18 protein-coding genes and 1 pseudogene are annotated in these 20,558 nt (G+C 43.1%); 2 read left to right on the top strand and 17 right to left on the bottom strand.

Going from position 1 to position 20,558, the window contains the following annotated elements:
* Positions 1–63 precede the first annotated feature (63 nt).
* The gene (locus C6W21_RS11095) at positions 64–1,491 is read right to left on the bottom strand and encodes a DUF1565 domain-containing protein (RefSeq protein ID WP_106050956.1); all 1,428 of its coding nucleotides are present in this window, start codon (positions 1,489–1,491) and stop codon (positions 64–66) included.
* A 368-nt stretch (positions 1,492–1,859) separates the two neighbouring features.
* On the opposite strand from C6W21_RS11095, the gene C6W21_RS11090 reads away from it, so the two are divergent.
* Positions 1,860–2,951 (top strand): branched-chain amino acid aminotransferase, encoded by a 1,092-nt coding sequence (locus C6W21_RS11090; protein ID WP_106050422.1) that lies wholly within the window; start codon positions 1,860–1,862, stop codon positions 2,949–2,951.
* 313 nt (positions 2,952–3,264) lie between these two features.
* On the opposite strand, the gene C6W21_RS11080 is transcribed toward C6W21_RS11090, so the two are convergent.
* From C6W21_RS11080 to sigY, 12 genes and pseudogenes are all read right to left on the bottom strand, one after another.
* Positions 3,265–3,663 (bottom strand): hypothetical protein, encoded by a 399-nt coding sequence (locus C6W21_RS11080; protein WP_106050420.1) that lies wholly within the window; start codon positions 3,661–3,663, stop codon positions 3,265–3,267.
* A 115-nt stretch (positions 3,664–3,778) separates the two neighbouring features.
* Positions 3,779–5,107, bottom strand: coding sequence for a 6-phospho-beta-glucosidase (locus C6W21_RS11075; protein WP_106056270.1), 1,329 nt, complete (start codon positions 5,105–5,107; stop codon positions 3,779–3,781).
* The gene (locus C6W21_RS11070) at positions 5,104–5,430 is read right to left on the bottom strand and encodes a PTS lactose/cellobiose transporter subunit IIA (RefSeq protein ID WP_106050418.1); all 327 of its coding nucleotides are present in this window, start codon (positions 5,428–5,430) and stop codon (positions 5,104–5,106) included. The genes C6W21_RS11075 and C6W21_RS11070 overlap by 4 nt, the downstream gene beginning before the upstream one ends.
* A gap of 26 nt (positions 5,431–5,456) precedes the next feature.
* On the bottom strand, positions 5,457–6,806 hold the full coding sequence (gene celB, locus C6W21_RS11065; RefSeq protein WP_060597567.1) for a PTS cellobiose transporter subunit IIC: 1,350 nt from the start codon (positions 6,804–6,806) through the stop codon (positions 5,457–5,459).
* Between the two features lie 14 nt (positions 6,807–6,820).
* Positions 6,821–7,126, bottom strand: a complete 306-nt coding sequence (locus tag C6W21_RS11060) for a PTS sugar transporter subunit IIB (protein WP_106056268.1) — start codon at positions 7,124–7,126, stop codon at positions 6,821–6,823.
* 122 nt (positions 7,127–7,248) lie between these two features.
* A complete protein-coding gene (locus C6W21_RS11055) occupies positions 7,249–9,192 on the bottom strand; it encodes a BglG family transcription antiterminator (protein WP_106056266.1) in 1,944 nt (647 codons plus the stop codon).
* A gap of 303 nt (positions 9,193–9,495) precedes the next feature.
* Positions 9,496–9,780, bottom strand: a pseudogene (locus tag C6W21_RS11050) (copper amine oxidase); the annotation flags it as partial.
* A gap of 125 nt (positions 9,781–9,905) precedes the next feature.
* The gene (locus C6W21_RS19260; RefSeq protein WP_003214702.1) at positions 9,906–10,019 is read right to left on the bottom strand and encodes a hypothetical protein; all 114 of its coding nucleotides are present in this window, start codon (positions 10,017–10,019) and stop codon (positions 9,906–9,908) included.
* Between the two features lie 83 nt (positions 10,020–10,102).
* A complete protein-coding gene (gene gdhA, locus C6W21_RS11045) occupies positions 10,103–11,473 on the bottom strand; it encodes an NADP-specific glutamate dehydrogenase (RefSeq protein WP_106050414.1) in 1,371 nt (456 codons plus the stop codon).
* 313 nt (positions 11,474–11,786) lie between these two features.
* Positions 11,787–11,999, bottom strand: a complete 213-nt coding sequence (locus tag C6W21_RS11040) for a transcriptional regulator (protein WP_088002567.1) — start codon at positions 11,997–11,999, stop codon at positions 11,787–11,789.
* Positions 11,996–12,307: a YxlC family protein gene (locus C6W21_RS11035; protein ID WP_106050413.1), complete on the bottom strand. Its 312-nt coding sequence runs from the start codon at positions 12,305–12,307 to the stop codon at positions 11,996–11,998. Before C6W21_RS11035 ends, C6W21_RS11040 begins: the two co-directional genes overlap by 4 nt.
* The gene (sigY, locus tag C6W21_RS11030; RefSeq protein ID WP_106050412.1) at positions 12,304–12,837 is read right to left on the bottom strand and encodes an RNA polymerase sigma factor SigY; all 534 of its coding nucleotides are present in this window, start codon (positions 12,835–12,837) and stop codon (positions 12,304–12,306) included. The genes C6W21_RS11035 and sigY overlap by 4 nt, the downstream gene beginning before the upstream one ends.
* A gap of 510 nt (positions 12,838–13,347) precedes the next feature.
* Between sigY and C6W21_RS11025 the strand changes: the two genes are divergently transcribed.
* The gene (locus C6W21_RS11025) at positions 13,348–14,358 is read left to right on the top strand and encodes a pectate lyase family protein (RefSeq protein WP_486187526.1); all 1,011 of its coding nucleotides are present in this window, start codon (positions 13,348–13,350) and stop codon (positions 14,356–14,358) included.
* 57 nt (positions 14,359–14,415) lie between these two features.
* Here C6W21_RS11025 and cydC read toward each other — a convergent pair whose 3' ends face one another.
* Genes cydC through C6W21_RS11005 form a run of 4 tightly spaced genes read right to left on the bottom strand, consistent with a single transcriptional unit; the run spans position 14,416 to position 20,293 of the window.
* A complete protein-coding gene (gene cydC / locus C6W21_RS11020; RefSeq protein ID WP_106050410.1) occupies positions 14,416–16,149 on the bottom strand; it encodes a thiol reductant ABC exporter subunit CydC in 1,734 nt (577 codons plus the stop codon).
* The gene (gene cydD, locus C6W21_RS11015; protein ID WP_106050409.1) at positions 16,139–17,875 is read right to left on the bottom strand and encodes a thiol reductant ABC exporter subunit CydD; all 1,737 of its coding nucleotides are present in this window, start codon (positions 17,873–17,875) and stop codon (positions 16,139–16,141) included. The genes cydC and cydD overlap by 11 nt, the downstream gene beginning before the upstream one ends.
* Positions 17,875–18,891 carry a cytochrome d ubiquinol oxidase subunit II gene (gene cydB / locus C6W21_RS11010; RefSeq protein WP_106050408.1) on the bottom strand — a complete coding sequence of 339 codons (1,017 nt, stop codon included), beginning with the start codon at positions 18,889–18,891 and terminating at the stop codon, positions 17,875–17,877. Before cydB ends, cydD begins: the two co-directional genes overlap by 1 nt.
* Positions 18,878–20,293, bottom strand: a complete 1,416-nt coding sequence (locus C6W21_RS11005; protein ID WP_106050407.1) for a cytochrome ubiquinol oxidase subunit I — start codon at positions 20,291–20,293, stop codon at positions 18,878–18,880. Before C6W21_RS11005 ends, cydB begins: the two co-directional genes overlap by 14 nt.
* Positions 20,294–20,558: the final 265 nt, after the last annotated feature.

Raw genomic sequence — 20,558 nt, 5'->3', positions numbered from 1 at the left:
GTCACATCAATGTCAATGATTTTTTTGAAAATTTAAAACAATACGATTGTGGTTCTTACATGCTTAACTTCCGATGATTTTCTTAGCTGGTGATGATTTTTTCAGACGAAAATCATATTTTTTCTCATTCACAAATTGTGGATTGAGATGTGCTGATCCTTTATCTTGGCCGCTTTTAGAGAGATACGTTTTGTAGCCTTCCATCCATTTCCCGCGCCATACCCACTGTGATGCTTTCGCACCTTTGCGGTCATCATACACGTTCTTCTGGAAGGTATTCTTTTGATTTACTCCATAAAGATTCACGACTAAGTAATGCGAGGTACTCGCTGTCATGATATTGTTCGTGATTCGATTGTTCACGGCTTGATATTGCATCAACAATTGACCGCCTTCTAAGCCAGCTGTGTCATTTTTGTACAAAATATTATGTGAGATCGTCGTATTTGTTGTTCCGCCCCGCTTCTTATCATAGCCGCCAATTGAAATGCCTGTATAACGGTTCAAATACACTTGATTGTGTTCGATGCGAATGCGATCTGCCATTTTTCCTTTATGTTCACTTGTGACTTCAATCCCAAGGTCATTGTGGTGTGTGATGTTATGATCGATCACAATGTCCTTCCCGCCATCAACATAAATTCCGCCAGCGGAGATGTCTTTGCCATAGGCTGGATTCCCTACACTCGTAATCTCATACACTTTGTTTCTAGATACGACACCATTTCTAACTTGATCGTACTTTTTAGAAGGTGCTACGTTCTCAAAACCAATTAAATCAATGCCTATATTATCTGCGCTTCGGACCGTGTTATGTGTCACACGGAATTTTTTGACGTTCCCATTTAGCACAAGCGCTTCACTGAAGCCAAGCTTTAATTTTTCAACAGTGTTTCCTTTGATTTCAATGTCTTCAATAGCCGCAGGAGCTTTTGTTCCATAGACAGCAATACCGTGCGCATTCCCATTTTTGTGTGTCGTCTGAATGTCATACACTCGGTTGTTGAGGAGTTTGACACCTTTTCCGCTTCCTTTGATGAAAATACCGACTGGTGTCAATTCTTCCTTATTCGTCTTGAGATGTCCCACCGTCAGGCCTTTAAGGGTGATGTAGCTTTTTTGATCGATTGTGACAAGACCGCCATCTGCTTGATTTCCTTTAAGTGAAGCCCCGCTAATGACAGGTTTTTCTTTTCCGTAAGCTTGAAAGACAACAGGTGCTTTCTTTGTCCCTGAATGGCGGACAATCAATTTCTCTTTGTATGTGCCGCCTTTCATGTAAATGGTTGCCCCGGCTTTCGCCATACTTGCCGCTTTTTTCAGCGTGCGAAAAGGTTTTTGCTTCGTTCCCGGGTTTTTGTCGTTTCCGTTTGTCGCCACGTAATAGGAAGTTCCCTGCTTGGCGCCAGCCTCCTCTGTCATCGCTTGACAGCCGAAGCTGATCACGGTCATGAATAAAATGAGTAAAATGCCTGGTATCGCTCGTTTCATCTTGTTGTTTGCTCCTTTCACTTCTCTTCTTCCTTTATCGGTTAAAAAAAAGAGGATTAAAATATGAGAATGCCCCTTGCAATGTACTGGTCAAAAGGTGTATGGTTGAAAGAATATCTTACAGGAAATTCATCCGCTTTTAAATTGTCAGATTAATCAGTTAATAAAGTATTTGGATTTTATTTCTTTATTAAAAAGGGGTGACTTGAGGCAGACTGACGGCAGAGAGAAGGAAAGCGCTTTAACAGATTTTTCTTGTCTGAATTCCAGAAAACCTATTGCTAATATTTTGTGAAGGTATAGAATAGAATCATAATTATTTCATATTATTAGAATTTTCAAATAATCAAACAGCAAGGAGATTTACGATGCCAAAACAACCCATCCGCGTTGAACTTAGTTCAACAAAAAAACCAAAACCTCAATCTGATCAACTTGAATTCGGAAAAATTTTCACAGATCACATGTTTGTGATGGATTATTCCATTGATCAAGGCTGGTACGATCCAAGAATTATACCTTATCAGGCCATTCCAATGGACCCAGCTTCAATGGTCTACCATTATGGTCAATCTGTTTTCGAAGGCCTAAAGGCTTATGTTTCCGAGGATCAAAAAATTCTCTTATTCCGTCCGGAAAAGAATATGGAACGCTTAAACAGATCCAATGACCGCCTGTGTATCCCGCAAATTGATACAGAAACGGTTTTAGATGGCTTAAATGAACTCATTCGCATTGATAAGGATTGGGTACCTGATGCAGAGGGCACTTCCTTGTATATCCGCCCATTCATTATTTCCACTGAGCCATATTTAGGCGTTGCGCCGTCAAGCACGTATAAGCTGCTCATTATCCTATCTCCAGTAGGATCTTACTATAAAGAAGGCATTCATCCGGTCAAAATTGCAGTTGAAAACGAATTTGTCCGTGCTGTTAAGGGCGGGACAGGAAATGCCAAAACAGCTGGAAACTACGCCTCAAGCCTCAAGGCACAGCAAGTCGCTGAAACCAAAGGTTTTTCACAGGTTCTTTGGCTTGATGGAGTCGAGAAAAAGTACATTGAAGAAGTCGGGAGTATGAATATCTTCTTTAAGATCAATGGAGAAATCGTGACGCCTGAATTGAACGGAAGCATTTTAGAAGGCATCACACGTAACTCTGTACTTGAGCTGTTAAAACATTGGGGAATTCCAGTGACAGAGCGTAAAATTTCGATTGATGAGTTAATTGAAGCACATCAATCAGGTGAGCTTGAAGAAATCTTTGGAACTGGAACGGCGGCCGTCATCTCTCCTGTTGGGGAATTAATTTATCACGATCAGCCATATGTGATTCAAGATGGTCAAACAGGTGAAGTATCGAAGAAATTGTATGAGGCCATTACTGGCATTCAAAAAGGAACACAGCCAGATATCTTCGGCTGGACAGTAGAAGTCGACTCGGTCGTCAAACAGGCTTAAGCATGTAAAAGAACCTTTCAGTCATGAAGGGTTCTTTTTTTGTTTATTTACCCCTCCAATATACCTTATAATGGTAATCACACGTATAAGGAGTGATGGTATGTTTTTTACTTATCTACTAGCGTTCTTTGGTATTTGCATCGGATCGATGATCATCGCTACAGGTTTCGATGATTCACCGTTCCTCACCCGCTTTCTATTTAAGTTTCTCGGGATTTCTATCTTTGTTCTTTCCATTACTTTTGTAAAGGTTAGGCGAAAGAGGTTACACAACAAAAAGGCGAAATAGTCTCAGTTGTCCAGTCACCTCCCATCAAATCGTGCTCCAAAATAAGACCGATACACCCACAATCGCCCCTGCATATATCCACTGTTTCCCTTTGATGCTCCGCTTTCTTTCGATCAGTAAAAAGATCTCTGGTAAAAAGACGATAATGATTTCTAGGGCAAAGACAAGATAATAAACAAGCGGCATTGGCTGAAAATCAAAGTCTCTTTCATCTCCACCAATGGTTGCGAAATACATCAAGAGGTTGGTCACTGGAATGGTAAAACAAACGAGCAGGCGGAGAACATAAATCCACACATACTGTCTATGACGAATAAGACCAATAAATGAAGCGATGATGCCATACAAAAACAAGACCACTGTTCCGTAACTCAACAGAGGTTGAACGATAAAGCCGTAAAGCATTAAACCAATTGCAACCATATTCAAACCGTCCTTTCTTTGAAGCCATACATGCTGTTTTTTCTATCATACACTTCTTTCTCCAGTTTCCATATGGGGCAATCATAAAAAACGACCCCTTAAAGGGGCCATTTTTTTATGCATTGACTGATTTGAAGAATTGCGGTAAATATTCACGGTGCGCTTCGAGCATTTCATCTAAAATTTGCTTTGCAATGTCATCAGATGGGACAAGCGGATTGATCGTCATCGCTACAAGAGCCGTTTCGTAATCTCCTGTCACTGCCGCTTCTGCTGCTACACGCTCGAATGATTTGATTTGTTGAACGAGCCCTCTCACAGCTACAGGCAGATCACCCGTCGCTATTGGTTTTGGTCCGTCCTTTGTAATGATACAGTTCACTTCAACCGCTGATTCAGCCGGAATGCTGGCAATCGCCCCTCTGTTCACTGTATTGACTGGTTGGATGTCATGCTTATCATTATAGATGGAGCTGATTAAATTACATGCCGCATCACTGTAATATGCCCCGCCTCTTTTTTCGAGCTGCGGTGGTTTAATGGATAAATCAGGATCTTTATAGAGCTCAAATAATTCGTGCTCGACCTGCTGTACAACCTCTGCCCTTGTTCCTTTTTCTTGGGCTGCTTTTTGCTCTTCTTCCAGCATATCTTTTGTTTTATAGTAATAGCGATGATACGGACATGGGATCACCCCTAAGCCTTTTACAAAAGAAGGTTCCCAGTTTTTCGCTTCAATGTTCTTCATAGACCACTGACTATTCGGATTTCCCAATTCATCGAGCACTTGATCCATGATGCTGACCCCGTCTAAATACACGTCTAATCCATAGACCATGTGATTGAGGCCCGCAAACTGTATCTCGATTCGCTCAACATCTACATCAAGCGCCTTGGCAATCCCCATTTTCATCCCAATTGGTACATTGCATAGTCCGACTACTTTTTTTAGATTCGTGTAGCGCAGCACAGCTTCTGTGACCATGCCCGCCGGATTTGTAAAGTTCACAAGCCATGCATCTGGACAAAGTTCTTCCATATCCTTCACGATGTCTAGAATGACTGGGATGGTTCGAAGTCCTTTAAATAAACCGCCTGGTCCGTTCGTTTCCTGACCGATGACGCCGTATTTAAGCGGGATTCTCTCATCCTTTGCCCGTGCTTCCAGCAGTCCTACACGAAATTGTGTTGTCACAAAATCTGCGTCCTTCAGGGCTTCCCGACGGTCAAGCGTCAGGTGTACCTCAATCGGCAGACCGGCTTTTTCAACCATGCGTTTCGCGAGAGCGCCCACGATGTTTAACTTTTCCTGACCCGCTTCAATATCCACAAGCCATAATTCCTTTACAGGCAATTCATGATATCGTTTGATAAACCCTTCGACAAGCTCAGGTGTATAGCTCGACCCTCCACCTATTGTGACAATTTTGATTCCATCTTTCATGAATTGACACCTCCGAGTTGCTTCATTTTTTCATGGAGCTCGATGATTTCCGCTGCGAGCTCCTTGACGGTCATTGCGTTCATGAGATGATCCTGCGCATGGATCATTAAGAGACTGACGTCGGTCTTTTCTCCTCTAATTTCTCCTTGGATCAGCTCAGTCTGTGCGTGATGCGCCTCATTTAACGCGTCTTGTGCTTCCTGCAATTTTTGCTTCGCCTCATCAAAATTTCCTTGCTTTGCACATGTAATGGCCTCCATCGCGGAGCTTCTGCCATTCCCGCCGTGTAAGATGAGTTGAAACACAATTTGTTCCATTTCCATCGGCCGCATCCCCCTTGTTCTCTCTATTACATGCTGACGACATTTTCATCAGTTGATGCTTTTGTTTCTAGCTCACTTTCTTCTTTTAATTTCTGCTTATCCCACATTCTAAAGAATGGATAGTATAAAGCGAATGACAACGCTAGGTTAATCAGTTGCATGACAGCACCAGAGATTTTGCCTCCTGTGGCGAGATAGCCTGAAATGATGGGCGGCATCGTCCATGGGACAGCAATCCCCGCCGGTTTTGCCACAAGTCCTGTGCTCATTCCGATGTATGTGGTGATGATCATCATGATTGGCGTAAGGATAAACGGAATCAGAAGCATTGGGTTCATGACAATCGGCATTCCAAAAATGATCGGTTCGTTGATGTTAAAGATGGCTGGCCCAATGGCAAGTCGGCCAAGCTGTTTCATTTGTTTACTTCTGGCACGTAAGATCATCGTCAGCACCAAGGCAAGCGTTGCACCGCTTCCGCCGACATTGATGAAGATTTCAAAGAACTGCGCTGTGAAGATATTTGGCAGCACTTCTCCTGCTTGGAATGCGAGACGGTTCTCATCCATCGCACCGAGCCAAATTGGGCCCATGACGCCGCCGACAATGGTTGCTCCGTGAATACCACATGCCCAGAGGAGCATTTGCACACCAATGGCGACAATACTTCCGCCTAAGCTTCCACCAAGAATGGAAAGCGGTGTGCCAATTAAGACCGTGATGATATTATGAATACTCTCAAATGGTGTCATCTCAATCACAAGTCTAACGACCCAGATCAGCGTGATGACCACAAAGCCTGGAATAAGTGCGATAAACGATTTACTCACTGCTGGCGGTACACCATCAGGCATCCTAATGACGATATTCCGCTGGACAATGAATCGGTAAATTTCAGTTGAAAGCATGGCAATAATCATGGCAACGAATAACCCTTTACTGCCCATCAATGTAACTGGAATTCCCCCACCTACCAAGATGGCTTCTGTTGAGCCTTCAGGTGTGAAAGGGACTTGATATGGTGTCGCCAAAAGGAAAGCTGCAACAGCGATCGCACCAGATGATAGGGCATCCACTGCATACTTTTCAGCAAGCCTGTAGGCTATCCCGAAGGTTGCAACAAGTGCCATAATATCAAAGGTTGCATTAACAGGATAGGATAGTTTCGTGGCCCATTCTGCTCCGAAGATACTTGCCATAAAATCGCTGTATCCTGGGATCGGAAGGTTGGCTAAAATGAGAAACAGTGAACCGACAATAATGAGAGGCATGGTTAAAACAATTCCGTCACGCAATGCTTGTAAATGTCTTTGAGCGGCAATCTTCCCTGCAAACGGCATGACCTTCTCTTCTAGAAATCGGTTGAATCCATTCATCCCTTCCGCCCCCTTTATCCGTTCACTAACTGTTCAGCAGATTTTAAAACCTCAGCCCCATTACATATGCCATAATGTACGGTATTAATGACGTCGACTGGAATCCCTTTTTCTTCTCCGAGCTTTTTCATTTGTGGTAATAAATATCGAACCTGTGGTCCTAATAAAAGCACATCGGCTTGATCAATATGACTTTTTGCTGAATCTCCAGATACTGCCCAAATACGATAATCTTTTCCTTGTTCTTGTGCGCTCTTCTCCATTTTTGTGACTAGTAAGCTTGTTGACATACCTGCTGCACAAACCAATAAGATGTTCATGTGTAAACGCCCCCTTTTGAAAGTGTGTAGCTTTTCTTTACACATTCATCATATTATGAAACCGCTTTCATAAATACCTATACTTTTTCCTTTAGGAAGCGGAAAAAGTTAAGATCACACTGTTAGTTCTTGTACGAAGGGGCCTTTTTATACATGATATCGAGCATGTCTTCGAATGTATCACAGGCGATGAGATGCTGAATGAATTTCACATTGTGCACAAGCTCGCCCAGCAGACGGTACATCCCTTTTAAATCTTTGGCATTCTCTTTTTCGACACAAAGCAAGCAGACAAATTGGACTTTTTTCTCTCCCCATATGATCGGTTTTTCTAATGTACATATCGCCCAAAATGTCTCTTCTGTCAGCGGCGTCATAGGGTGCGGAATCGCTGTATAATGCCCGAAGGATGTCGGTGCAGCCTCTTCTCTTTCCATCACAGAAGGTGTAAGTTCTACTGGTGCTAATCCCATATCGATGACTTTTTTCGTGAGAAAGGTGATGACCTCTCCCTTTGTTTGAAAGGCGCGTTTTGTAAAGACCAATTCCTTTTTCATATATTGAGAGGCCAATGTCACCCTTGTTTCACTCGTCAGGGCTTCTTCAATTTTTAAAAAGTCGCCGCCTCCCAAAATGGTGTTCACTTGTATGACTGGAATCGGTAAATCCATCTGAATCGGGACCGTTGTAATAATCAAATCCAGGGCATGTAAAGAGACATGCGGAAGCGAATAAAGCTCTGCTGTTCCTAAAATGGTCAGCTTAGTCCCAAATTGTGACCGCAAACGATCCTGAAGCAGCCTTGCACTCCCTGCACCAGATGCACAGACAATGAGACATTGCTTCGGCGGAACCTCCATTTTTCTCCGCTCTAAAGCCGCACCAAAATGAAGCGCTATATAACCGATTTCATTCTCATGAATACTCAGCCCCTCCTCTTCTTCAAGGACCCTGCTGGCGATAATTCCTGCTTCAAAGGCAAGTGGATACCCCGCCTTTATTTCATCAAGCATCGGATTTCTTAAGTTCATCCCATATTTACACCGGGTCATGGCTGGCTTTAAGTGCAGACTCAGCCCAATCATTAATTCCGCATCACCGGCTAAATCAAGCTGCAGTTTTTGATCAATGGCTTGGAGCATCAGCTGAACAAGACGGCTCGTGTCATCATCCACAATTTGTTTTTGACCGCTCGATGAAAAGGACTGTACCATTTTGGCTGTTCCTAATAAATGAATGGCGATATAGACGATCTCTTCTTGTGGAAAAGAGACGTCCAGCAGTCCTTCAAGGCATTTCACCATTTTTTTAGCAACCTTGTATTCCTTTGCCCGTGGAATCTCATTGATTTCCTCTGGCAAAACAGATACATAGTTTCCGTGTCTAATCCGTTTGCAGGCAATCGCGACATGAACGATTAAATTATTCATGCAAATGTCTGATAGATTCATTCTTTCTTCATTGATATAATCAATGATTGTTTTCTGGATCAATTCCAGTTCATGTTTTGGCAAAATGGTGACTGCCGTGTTCAGCATCGTTTGGCAGGATCGGCGTTCACTGAATAAATATTCTGACATACAATAACGAATTTTCATCTCCGATCCTTTGATCCGGCAGCCTTTATTCGGCTTCGCTTCCAGCTTCAGATCAAAGGGCTCAAGCTTGCGTTTGACCCATTTCATATCGTTACTCATCGTCGATTTACTAATAAACAGCTGCTCCTGTAAGTCTTCCAGTTTCACATAAGACTCTGCGAGAAGCAGCTTTTTTAAAATAAACCGGACGCGCTCCTCCGGAAGGACCGCCAGCGGCTCTTCCTGTTCGACCTCCTCTTTCATAAAACGGCGAAAGGCATTCTCATCGTTGATCAACAGCTCATAGCCAGCTCCTCGAACAGCTGTTACAGCCGCTTGATAAGGAGCGAGACAGTCGTTCAGTTCCTTGATGTCTGTACGAATGGTGCGGCTTGTCACTTGTAAGCTGACAGAAAGCGCAGCGCTTGTGAGCGGGGTCTCCGCTGCCATGAGCTGACTTAAGATGTGCGCCAGTCTTTTACTCAGCATCAGATCAGCCTCCTTATGTAAGGGTGGAGAATCTGCCTTGTCTGGACAGGGTGTATACGCTTGCAGTTCTCTTCATTACTCATATTCTACTGAAAAGAAATAAAAATTGCCAACTCATTTATATGACAAACGCCCCTATTTATACAACAAACCATATCTAATGACCTATGAATCTTTCACCTTCGTATCATCGCCTTTTTTATGAAGAGATCAGCTGCGTAAAGACAATCAAATGTCCCTGTACACGTGATTAAATTGAGCTGCCGTGTAAAAGCATACCCGAAAACGCATGTGGCTTTTCTTCGATAAGTCATGCATGTTGTCATTTAACGCTGCCGTTGCTTGATCAAAATCTTTGCTGCCTTCAATTCCCTTTTGCATCGTGATCACTGCTAAATAGGCATGCTCAGAAAACAGCTGGTCTGGTGCTGCTCGAAGATCGGTTGCTTTATTTGACACCTCTTGTGACGAAGACGTCTTCTTTGCCTCTCCATGCATATGTCCTTCGTGTGCACTTGCGTTATGAGCTGCTGGAAATAGTAATGCTGCGCTAAGCGGAATAGTTAAAATCGCTTTTTTCATGTTCATCTGTTATTGCCTCCTCTTTCCGTTTGTTATGTACTTAACGGAGAGAAGCATGAAATGGATCATTCAAATCTATTATCTTTTTCGTTCAGCGCACAATCGGTAATTCTTGCATAAAAAAAGCCGGATTATCCGGCTGATACGTTACGACGTTTAGATGCTTTCCGTTCTTTATATATTTTTCTCACCACTGGATAAATCACAGGTGCCCATTTGAAAATTTGTTTCAGCCATTTTTTCATTTCTCCCGCGCCTCCTTATTGTCATTCTTACAGGGACGATTCCCCATCTTGTCATGAAATAAACAGGTGCGGGAGAGCAGGAGTTAAATCACGCCTTGTGCGATCATCGCATCTGCCACTTTGCGAAATCCTGCAATATTCGCTCCTACGATTAAGTTTCCGGAGTGTCCATATTCGTCTGCTGTCTCTGTACACTGACGATATATCGTCTGCATCATTTGTTTCAGCTGATCATCTACTTCTTCAAATGTCCAAGACATTCTTGCACTATTTTGTGCCATTTCAAGCGCTGAGACACCTACCCCGCCAGCATTCGCCGCTTTTGCAGGCGCAAATAGAATATCATTCTGTTCAAAAACTTTGACTGCCTGTAGAGTGGAGGGCATATTAGCTCCTTCTCCTACCGCAATGACACCATTTTCCACGAGCTGCTGTGCCTGCATCTCAGATATTTCATTTTGCGTTGCACATGGCAGCGCAATGTCACAAGGAACAGACCAAATTTGTTCGCAATCTTCAATCAATTCAGCATGCGGGTGAATGTCTATGTATGCTCCAATCCGTTGATTGCTCACTTCCTTTAGCTGTTTCACTGTTTCAAGTGAGATGCCTTGAGGATCATAAATCGCTCCGCTTGAATCACTGCAGGCAACGACCTTACCGCCAAGCTCCATGACCTTTTCCATCGCATAAATAGACACATTCCCTGAGCCAGACACAACAACTGAACGCCCTTCAAATTGAAGTCCATGCGCTTTTAACATTTCTTCCATAAAGTAGACCAGTCCATAGCCTGTCGCTTCTTTTCTCGCTAAGCTGCCTCCAAATCCAGGGCTTTTCCCTGTGAGCACACCCGCCTCATAAGCACCGCGCATTTTCTTGTACTGTCCGAACATATAGCCAATTTCGCGTGCCCCTACGCCAATATCACCCGCTGGTACATCTTGATCAGGTCCAATATATCGGCTGAGTTCACTCATAAAGCTTTGGACAAAACGCATGATTTCTCCATCAGATTTCCCTTTAGGATCAAAATCTGATCCACCTTTTCCTCCACCGATCGGCATACCAGTCAGTGCGTTTTTAAAGATTTGTTCAAATCCTAAAAACTTAATAATACTTGCATTGACAGATGGGTGGAAACGAATGCCTCCTTTATAAGGACCGATGGCACTGTTGAATTGAACCCTGAATCCCCGATTGACTTGTACTTTTCCCTCATCGTCTACCCATGGTACACGAAATACCACAAGCCGCTCAGGCTCGATGAGTCGTTCTAAAATGCCCTGTTTTTCATACTCTGGGTGCTTTACAAAAACCGGAACGAGTGATTCTAGAATTTCTTTTACGGCTTGCTGAAATTCCTCCTCACCAGGATTTCGTTTTTCCACCTCCTCTAACACACGGTCGATGTAGCTTTGTGCTGTTTGTGCTGCTCGATCTAAGGTCAACATATCTCATCTGCCTCCTTTGTATATCTTCACACATTTATCTGTTAGATTTTCTAACGCATATTGAGATTAATTTAACACCATTTGTAAAATCTGATCAATACTGATAACAGATGAAAATGATGCCGATTTGAGATGGATCAAGCAGCCGCAGCAATCGCTTTTAGAAAGTATCTCTTACAGAATGACTATTGTGCTAGAAATGATGATGTAGACGTTATATATCCCGCACTCTTTGACAAATAGGTGAATCATGAATGATTTCTAGTTGATCTTCAACCCGAAAAAAAGGCCTAAAGTTTTATAGGCCGTCCGCTCAATCTTTTCGGATCTTCTCTTCTTTTTTTCGATCAGGGTACACGACACAAAGCCAATATAAAATAGAAGACGATGGGAAGTTAATTAAACCGACAATACCCCAAAACCACTTATAACGCCCTCTTTTTTTTGCATCCATAAATAAAAGAAGGCCCTGCGCAAACAATAACGGCAATGCGCACAATAAGATGATCATCTCCGTCTGACTCATAAGGAAGACCCTCCTTTAATGTGTTGATATTCCTTGATGCCGACAACGACGCAGAGCGGCATACTCACTACTTGAAGAAGAATGAAGATGATAGGCAAATGGGTGATGGCAGCGACGAATAGTGCCAGAATGGTCAGACTGATGAGAACGTACGCCAGTACTTCTTGTTTAAAACGCCTTTTCTCTCGTTCCTTCGCCTGCTTCAGCATCATCATGACAGCCTGTTCACTTGGCTCTTTCACTTCAATTTGTTCATCTAGCTGCCGTAACTCTTCCTTTAAACGTTCGGTGAACTGATCTTCTTTCATTGAGACCACTCCTTTCGAATTTTCTTTAATCCATGATGAACCCTCGACTTCACAGTGCCTTCTCTCATAGCGAGCATTGAAGCAATCTCTGGATAAGTAAAGCCATAATAATAGTGCAAAATAATCGGTGCTCTCTCCTGAGCCTTCAATTCGTTTAAAGCATCCCACATCTCATGCCATGTATGGCCCTTTTGCTGAATCTCCCATTTAAAGCGGCGTATCGTCTCTTGATTCGCCTTTTCTTCCCTCAATTGTTCACGTTTTCTTTTCTTCTGGTGATCTAAAAATTGTCTAGATGCAATGGATATGAGCCATGTTGAAAATAAGGAATCTCCTCTAAATGAAGAAAGTTTCATGTACGCTTTCAGCATCGTTTCTTGCATGATTTCTTCTGCCAGCTCTTGTTGAAGGGTGAGCTTCATTATATAACGGTAAAGAAAGGAATAATGATGACGATAAAGGGCTGTAAATGCAGCATCATCCCCCTGTTTTGCCCGCTGAATCAATAATGTCTCTTCTGTCAGCTCCAAACACACCCCTCCTTCCTTTTCTTCTCTTATTCATGAGACGACACGGATGACGATACCGTTCAAAATAGACTTTATTTTTTTAACTTGACTCCTTTTCTCCCTGTTGATCCAGTATTTGATTCATTTTATATCCAATTTTTTCTTATGTAATGATTATGACATTCTTTCGTCCCTAACAAAATGGTGCGTTCGTAATCATCTTGATTTTCTATCAAGCGAAGAGCCTCTCCCTCATAATCACTAGGTCATCCCAATACCTATCGTCAATGATCCTTGTCTCATTTAGACGAAAATAAAATAATCATGGCCTTAGTTTACTAGAAAATCATGGAATACACAGCGCCAATTCTTAGCCGATGATACCTTTTTGCGTGCTATGCTCTTCCTACATTCCGAAAAAGGCGATACTGGCGAAGAAAGGAGGAGCAGTTGAATTGCAGCTTATTTTTGGAAACGTTTACATTAAAACAAAATTGAATGGAGATGTTGACTTTGAAGAAAAAAGTTCCAATGTTAGCTGGTGTGTTAGCGGTTGGTCTCGTGACTTCATTATTTGCACCTAACGGGGAGGCAAAAGCGGCAGCCAAGTATCCAGAAAGCCCTTCTATTATGGCCAATTTTAATCAACAAGGATTCTCCACACTAAATGGCGGTACAACAGGCGGTGAAGGCGGTAAAACCGTCACAGTCAAAACTGGAAATGAACTATTGGCTGCCCTCAAAAGTAAAGGAACAAACGAAAAATTAAAAATTGTTGTCGACGGGACGATTACCCCTTCTAATACATCTGCCAATAAAATCGATGTGAAAGATACAAACAATGTCTCGATCGTCGGCAAAGGCACGAAAGGTGAATTTAATGGAATTGGTATCAAAGTATGGCGTTCCAATAACGTCATTATCCGCAACCTGAAAATCCATCACAGTAACATCGGTGACAAGGATGCCATTGGAATCGAAGGCGCTTCTAAAAACGTATGGGTTGATCATAATGAGCTGTACAACACATTAAACTCTGGTAAAGATGATTATGATGGATTATTTGATGTGAAAAAAGACTCCGACTATATTACCTTCTCATGGAACTATGTACATGACAGCTGGAAAACGATGCTCATGGGCAGCTCTGATAACGACAACTACAACCGAAAAATCACATTCCACAACAACCGTTTTGAAAACCTGAATTCTCGTGTACCATCTATGCGCTACGGGGAAGGTCATGTGTATAACAACTACTATAAAGGCATTCATACCACAGCGATCAACTCTCGTATGGGTGCGAAGATGAGAATTGAGCATAACGTATTTGAAAATACAAATAATGCGATCGGCAGCTGGGACAGCCGTCAAGTCGGTACATGGCATGTCATCAACAACTCATTTATTAACAGCACAGGCAGTCTGCCAACGTCTTCAACAGGTACGTACAACCCTCCTTATAACTACTCTTTGCTTAACGTGAACAATGTCAAATCAGAAGTGGTATCAAATGCTGGTGTTGGAAAGGTAAACCCTTAAAACCACAAAACGTTCGGGCAGAGATCTCTGTCCGAACGTTCTAGTTATTTCATCTATTTATATTGTAGAAAACGGACGATCCATCTCATACAGCTTTTGATAACGGGGGTTTTCTTTCAGTAAATCCTGATGCACCCCCTGCATCTCAATTTGTCCATCTTCAATAAACATAATGCGATCACATGACTCACAGCCAGTGAGATGATGGGTAATCCAAATGACCGTTTTTCCTTTTAACACACGGAAGATGGTTTCAAGCAGCTCACGCTCTGTGCGCGGATCAAGTCCGACGGTGGGCTCATCTAATACAACAATCGGGGTGTTTTGCAGCAAAATCCGTGCTAACGCCATCCGTTGTCTTTCTCCACCTGAGAAACGAATCCCTGTCTCCTGCACACCGGTGTGATAACCCTCTGGCAAGGATTCGATGGTATCGTGCAGCTGCACTTGTCTCGCTGCTTCTTTTACCTGCTCTTCTGTCGCATCTGGAGAGCCTAAGCGAATATTGTTTAAAACAGAAGTATCGAATAAATACGGCTGTTGATTGAGCACTGACACATAGGTGGACACGTTCGCTCGAATGCTTTCTACCGATTTCCCCTGGATACTGACAGCTCCTTGATTTGGCACGACAGCTCCTTCTAACAATTTCAAAATAGTCGATTTTCCTGTACCACTTTTTCCTAAGAGAGCAAGTGATTCACCTTGCTTCAGTGAAAATGAGAGATGCTTTAGCACGTGTTGGTGCGAATCATACCCAAAGGACACTTGATCAAAACAGACAGCTTCACCTTGAGAAGTAGCTGACTGATCCACTGTCTTTCTCTCAAATTCTCCTTCATACGAAAGTTTTTCATAATGATTTAATCTGCTGACAGCATGCTGATAGACTGGAATATCACCTGCTGCATCTGAGAGTGGAAGAAAGGCTTCTGTTAACGGAAACAGAACCAGCACGAAGGCTGCAATTAGTGTGTGTGACATCGAGCCTGACTGAACGACAGAACCGCTCCAATACACGACAAGTACGACAGCTCCCCCAATCATGAGCTGTGCAAAAAACTGGCGCAGGCGGATAAACCGGTGCTTGTCTGCTTCAAGCGCTAACAGCTGCGCTTCTTTCTGTTCATATCCATCAACAAAATCTTTCTGCCTGCCGCTAAACAACCAGTCACTAACGCCCATGACTGCATCTGTTAAATGGCTGTACAGTTCATTTCTGCCTTTTTTCATTTGAATTTGTCTCGCCCGGTTCACTAGCACTGTGACGTATGGGAAAACGAATACGAGAAGTGCCATATAAAGCAGCATCAGTCCAGCAAAAGGCCATGAGAATAGGCCAAGTGCCCCAATCGATGCGGCATATAAAAGCAGCGCACCGATGGATGGAAAGATGGTTTTTAAATAGGCGTCCTGCAGTCTCTCGACATCATCTGACAAGAGCCCAAGCATTTCACCTGTACCCAGCTTTGTCTGTTTCGCACTTCGTTCAGCCAAATCATACAGACGCACTCGCATTTTTTCAATCATTGTCAAAATGAGCTGATGACTCGCCAGTCTTTCTGCATATCGGGCAGCTGAGCGTGAAATACCAAAGGTCCGTACAGCTACAATTGGGACGTAGACCATGAGTATATTCTCAGGTCTTGTGGCAGCTTTTGAAATGAGAAATCCTGACGTATACATCAGCATAGAAGCAGAGAATACCGCAATGGCCCCTAGAAATAAAACCAGCGCAAACAGCTTTTGATTCTCCTTGATATAAGGTATAAACCAGCCTTTACTGACCATGTGTGACCGCCCCCATTTGCTCCTGTACCAATTGATAATACAAGCCTTTTCTTTGCATTAATGATTCATGTGTACCCATTTCTGCAATCGTTCCATGATCCATGACAATGATCTCATCCATGTCTGGCATCCAATGGAGTCTGTGCGTCGCTAAGAACACAAGTTTATCTTCAAACAGCGGAAGCATTGTTTTCTTCAATTCATACTCTGTCTCAATATCGAGATGCGCCGTTGGTTCATCTAATAGCATAATTGACCGCTGGCCCAGCACCGTTCGGGCAAGCGCAATTCTTTGCGCCTGTCCGCCGCTGAGCCCTCTTCCCTGTTCTCCAATGACCTCATCGAGACCATTTGGCAGCTGCGCTACGAGCTGAGATAAGCCAGCTTCACAGGCAGCTCTTTCCACTTCTTCATCTGTTGCATGCGGTTCATAAAAACGAATGTTTTCTCTTAATGTCATGTGAAATAAATAAGGGTGCTGCGGCATATAGACGACTTTCTTTTGCCATTCCTTCATCTGTAAATGAACAAGCGGCTGGCCGTTTAACGTGATTTGACCTGAGGTCGGTTCAACAAATCCGCCGAGCACATCGGTTAACGTCGATTTCCCTGAACCACTGGCACCAATAATTCCGATTTTTTTCTTCCCTTTGACAGTGAGGTCGACATCCTGAATCGAATAAGGGGCATGTTCGTCATGCTGGACACTAACATCTTGCAGGGTGAGCGCAGACTGTTCATTCCACTCATCTAGTTGCACTAATTGTGTCTCCTGCGCGCGGAAGCCCTTTTCTTCTAAAATGACCTGCATCGCTTCATTCGCTTCTTTTCCATTTAGCGTCGCATGATAATCATTTCCCACTTCACGTACTGGCAGGAAATATTCCGGTGCCAGCATGAGCGCCGTCAGAGCCGGCAATAACAGAAGCTCTCCTTCAATTAATCGCAAGCCAAGAAAAACAGCGACGGTTGCAATCGACAGCATGGAAAAGAAATCAAGCGCAAACGATGAAAGAAATGCGACCTTCAGCGTACTCATGGTCGCCTTTCGATATCGCTTTGACACTTCCCCGATATTGCGGGAATGTTTTTTGCTAATGCCTAAGTAACGAAGCGTTTCAAGGCCGCGGAGAGAATCAGTAAAATGATTGGATAATTTCTCATACGATCTCCATTGTTTGGCCGCTTTACGCTGAGCGACAAGACCTAGCAAAATCATAAAGATAATTAAAATCGGCAGCGTCACAATTAAAATGACAGCAGATGTTTCGTCTAATGTCCATACATAGATGAGGACCATTGCCGGTATCACTGCCATGTTCACCATTTTCGGTAAAAATAGCTGTAAATACTGACGATATTGAGCAATTCCCTCCATCGCTAATGTGACAAGCTTTCCTGTCCCTTTTTTCTTTGTGAAAGCTGGACCTAAACGAAAGAGTTGGTCTAACAGCTGTTTTCTGACGTCTGCTCCAATTCGGGAAGAGTACGTAAACATGACCTTCTCCCGAATCAAGGTGAGACCGTGCCGCACCAGAAAGGCAGCAAGAAACAGCAGGACATAAGGCGTTGCCTGCGAAAGGCTTTTCCCGTCAAACAGCGTAGTAATGGCATGTGCCAGCCACTGTGCTTGGAAAATAATACTTGCTCCTTGGATGAGTGACACAATACCTAAGAGGGCAAAAAGCCCCCTCATTCCTTTTAATTGAAGCAAACGTTTATCCATTAGTAGGTCATTGGCTCCTTACCGCTGACACGTTTACGGAAGACGTAATAGCTCCAAATTTGATACCCAAGCACAAAGGGCAGCAAAGAAATGGCAACAATCGTCATCACCGTCAGTGAATAAGATCCGGATGCAGCGTTTTGAATGGTAAGATCAAACGCATGGTTGATTGAGCTAATCATGACGCGCGGGAACAATGCAATGAACAGCATCGTCACTGTCACCATGATGCCTGCACCTGTGAATAGGAATGTCCAGCCATCACGTTCTTTTCTCATAAAGAATAGAGCCGCTACGTAACAAACCACAATCAGGACAGTTAACGGAATGGTGATGATCGGGCGTACCGTATAAATGTCTGTTTCCATGATAGATACACCGACAAATAGGACAAGAACTGGCAGCGCAATGAGCAGGACACGCTGTCCAAGCTTTCTTGCACGATCTCTTAAATCACCTTCTGTACGAAGTGTGACGAAAATCAATCCGTGTAGAAGGCAAAGAACCGTCACAGCTAACCCGCCAATCACTGAATAAAGGTTCACAAAATCCGTAAAACCAGCGTACATGTTCATGTCTTGATCAATTGGCATCCCGCGTAAAATACTTGTGAATAGCACACCGAGTAAAAACGGAGGCAGCAGACTGCCAAAGAAGATGACCCAGTCCCATGCTTTAATCCAAGAGGCTTTCTCAACCTTCCCTCGGAATTCAAAGGCAACTCCGCGCCCGATGAGCGCTAAGAGGAGAACCGCAAATGGTATATAGTATCCACTGAACATCGTGGCATACCAGTGAGGGAATGCAGCGAAAATAGCGCCCCCAGCTGTAATCAGCCAGACCTCATTCGCATCCCAGAAAGGACCAATCGTATTAATTAAAATGCGGCGCTCGTGCGCATCCTTTCCAAGCAGCTGCATGGACATCCCAACACCAAAATCAAATCCTTCTAAGAAGAAAAATCCAACAAACAATACTGCGACAAGAATAAACCAAATCTCGTTAAGATATGCCATGATATGCGCCTCCATCAAATGGATCTGTAGACAGGTCCGTTTCATCCTTTTGATCTGTATCCTCTTCCGAATGTGCACCTTTTTTAATTTCTCGAATGAATAAGTAGGCAAGCAAGATGGCAAGAATCAGATACATCGTCGTAAAGCTAATGACTGAGAATAACAGCATGCCATACGATACGTTTGGCGAAATCGATTGAGCCGTCGTCATCATACCAAAGACGGTCCACGGCTGACGACCAATTTCAGTCATGATCCAGCCGGCTGAATTCGCAATAAACGGGAACGCAATCATCCCTACCATGAAGCGTAAAAACCATTTGTTCGTTTCGAGTTTCTTTCTAAAGCTCAAGTACAAGCCAAGCATACTAGCAAAAATCATCAGCATTCCGGCACCAACCATGATTCTAAAGCTCCAGAATGTGGTTTTCACTGGCGGAATGTAGTCTCCAGGGCCAAACTTTGCTTCATATTCTTTTTGAAGTGTCAGCATGCCTGGCACATCTCCGCTGAACTTCTGATAAGCCAAGTAACTTAAAGCAAACGGAATATTGATCTCCGCAGAGTTTTCTTTTTTATCTGTGTCAATATTGGCAAATAATGTCCAAGCCGCTGGATCTCCACTATCCTTCCAAAGGGCTTCACTTGCTGCCATCTTCATCGGCTGTGATTTCATTAGATGCTTCGCTTGATCATGTCCAGAGAACGCCACACCTAAGCCAGAAATAAAACCGAGTACCATGGCAATTTGGAATGATTTTTTGAAAAAGGCGATTTCTTGTTTTTTGATCATTTTATAGGCACTAACTCCTGCAATAAAGAATGCACCTGTAGCCAGCGCACCAAACAGAACGTGCGGAAATTCAACCCAAAGCTGCGGGTTTGTTACAAGAGCGCCAAAATCATTCATTTCTGCGCGGCCATTTTTAATGACAAATCCAACTGGCTCTTGCATAAATGAGTTGGCGAGTAAAATCCAAAACGCCGAAAAGATCGTACCAAGGGAAACAAGCCAAATACACAATAAATGAATCTTCTTCGGCAGACGATCCCAGCCGAATATCCAAAGTCCAATAAATGTAGATTCAAGGAAAAAGGCCAGCAGCGCTTCAATGGCAAGCGGTGCACCAAACACATCACCAACAAACCTTGAATAATCTGACCAGTTCATCCCAAACTGGAATTCCTGGAGAATCCCTGTCACCACACCTACTGCAAAATTGAGTAAGAATAGATGACCCCAAAACTTCGCCATCTTTTTATAAATCTCTTTTTTCTTGACGACATAAAGGGTCTGCATTAATGCGACGATAAACACCAAACCTATTGACATAGGAACAAAAATAAAATGAAATAATGTCGTTGAAGCAAATTGAAATCTTGCTAAAAACAGCTCACTCACAGCCTTACATCCTCCCTACTTTCACATGCCGAATGATTCGAGATATATATGCTCACCATTTCACAAAATGTTCAATATTTGTTCAATGATTCACAAATAATAGCCTGTTTGAAATGGTTTACTCGGTGAAATTTTACTCTTGCTTTTCATTCGGTTAGTTATTTATACCTGTACTTTACACCCATACGCTTCAAAAATAAAGTAAATTTTACCTAAAAATTGGATGGTATTGTGTCAGTTGTTTGAATACTTTGTCAAAAATATG

It is taken from the genome of Bacillus sp. NMCN1 (assembly GCF_002998085.1).
Taxonomy (GTDB): Bacteria; Bacillota; Bacilli; order Bacillales; family Bacillaceae; genus Bacillus.
The sequence above is the reverse complement of the archived record's forward strand: the minus strand, read 5'-3'. Positions and strand labels throughout refer to the sequence as shown.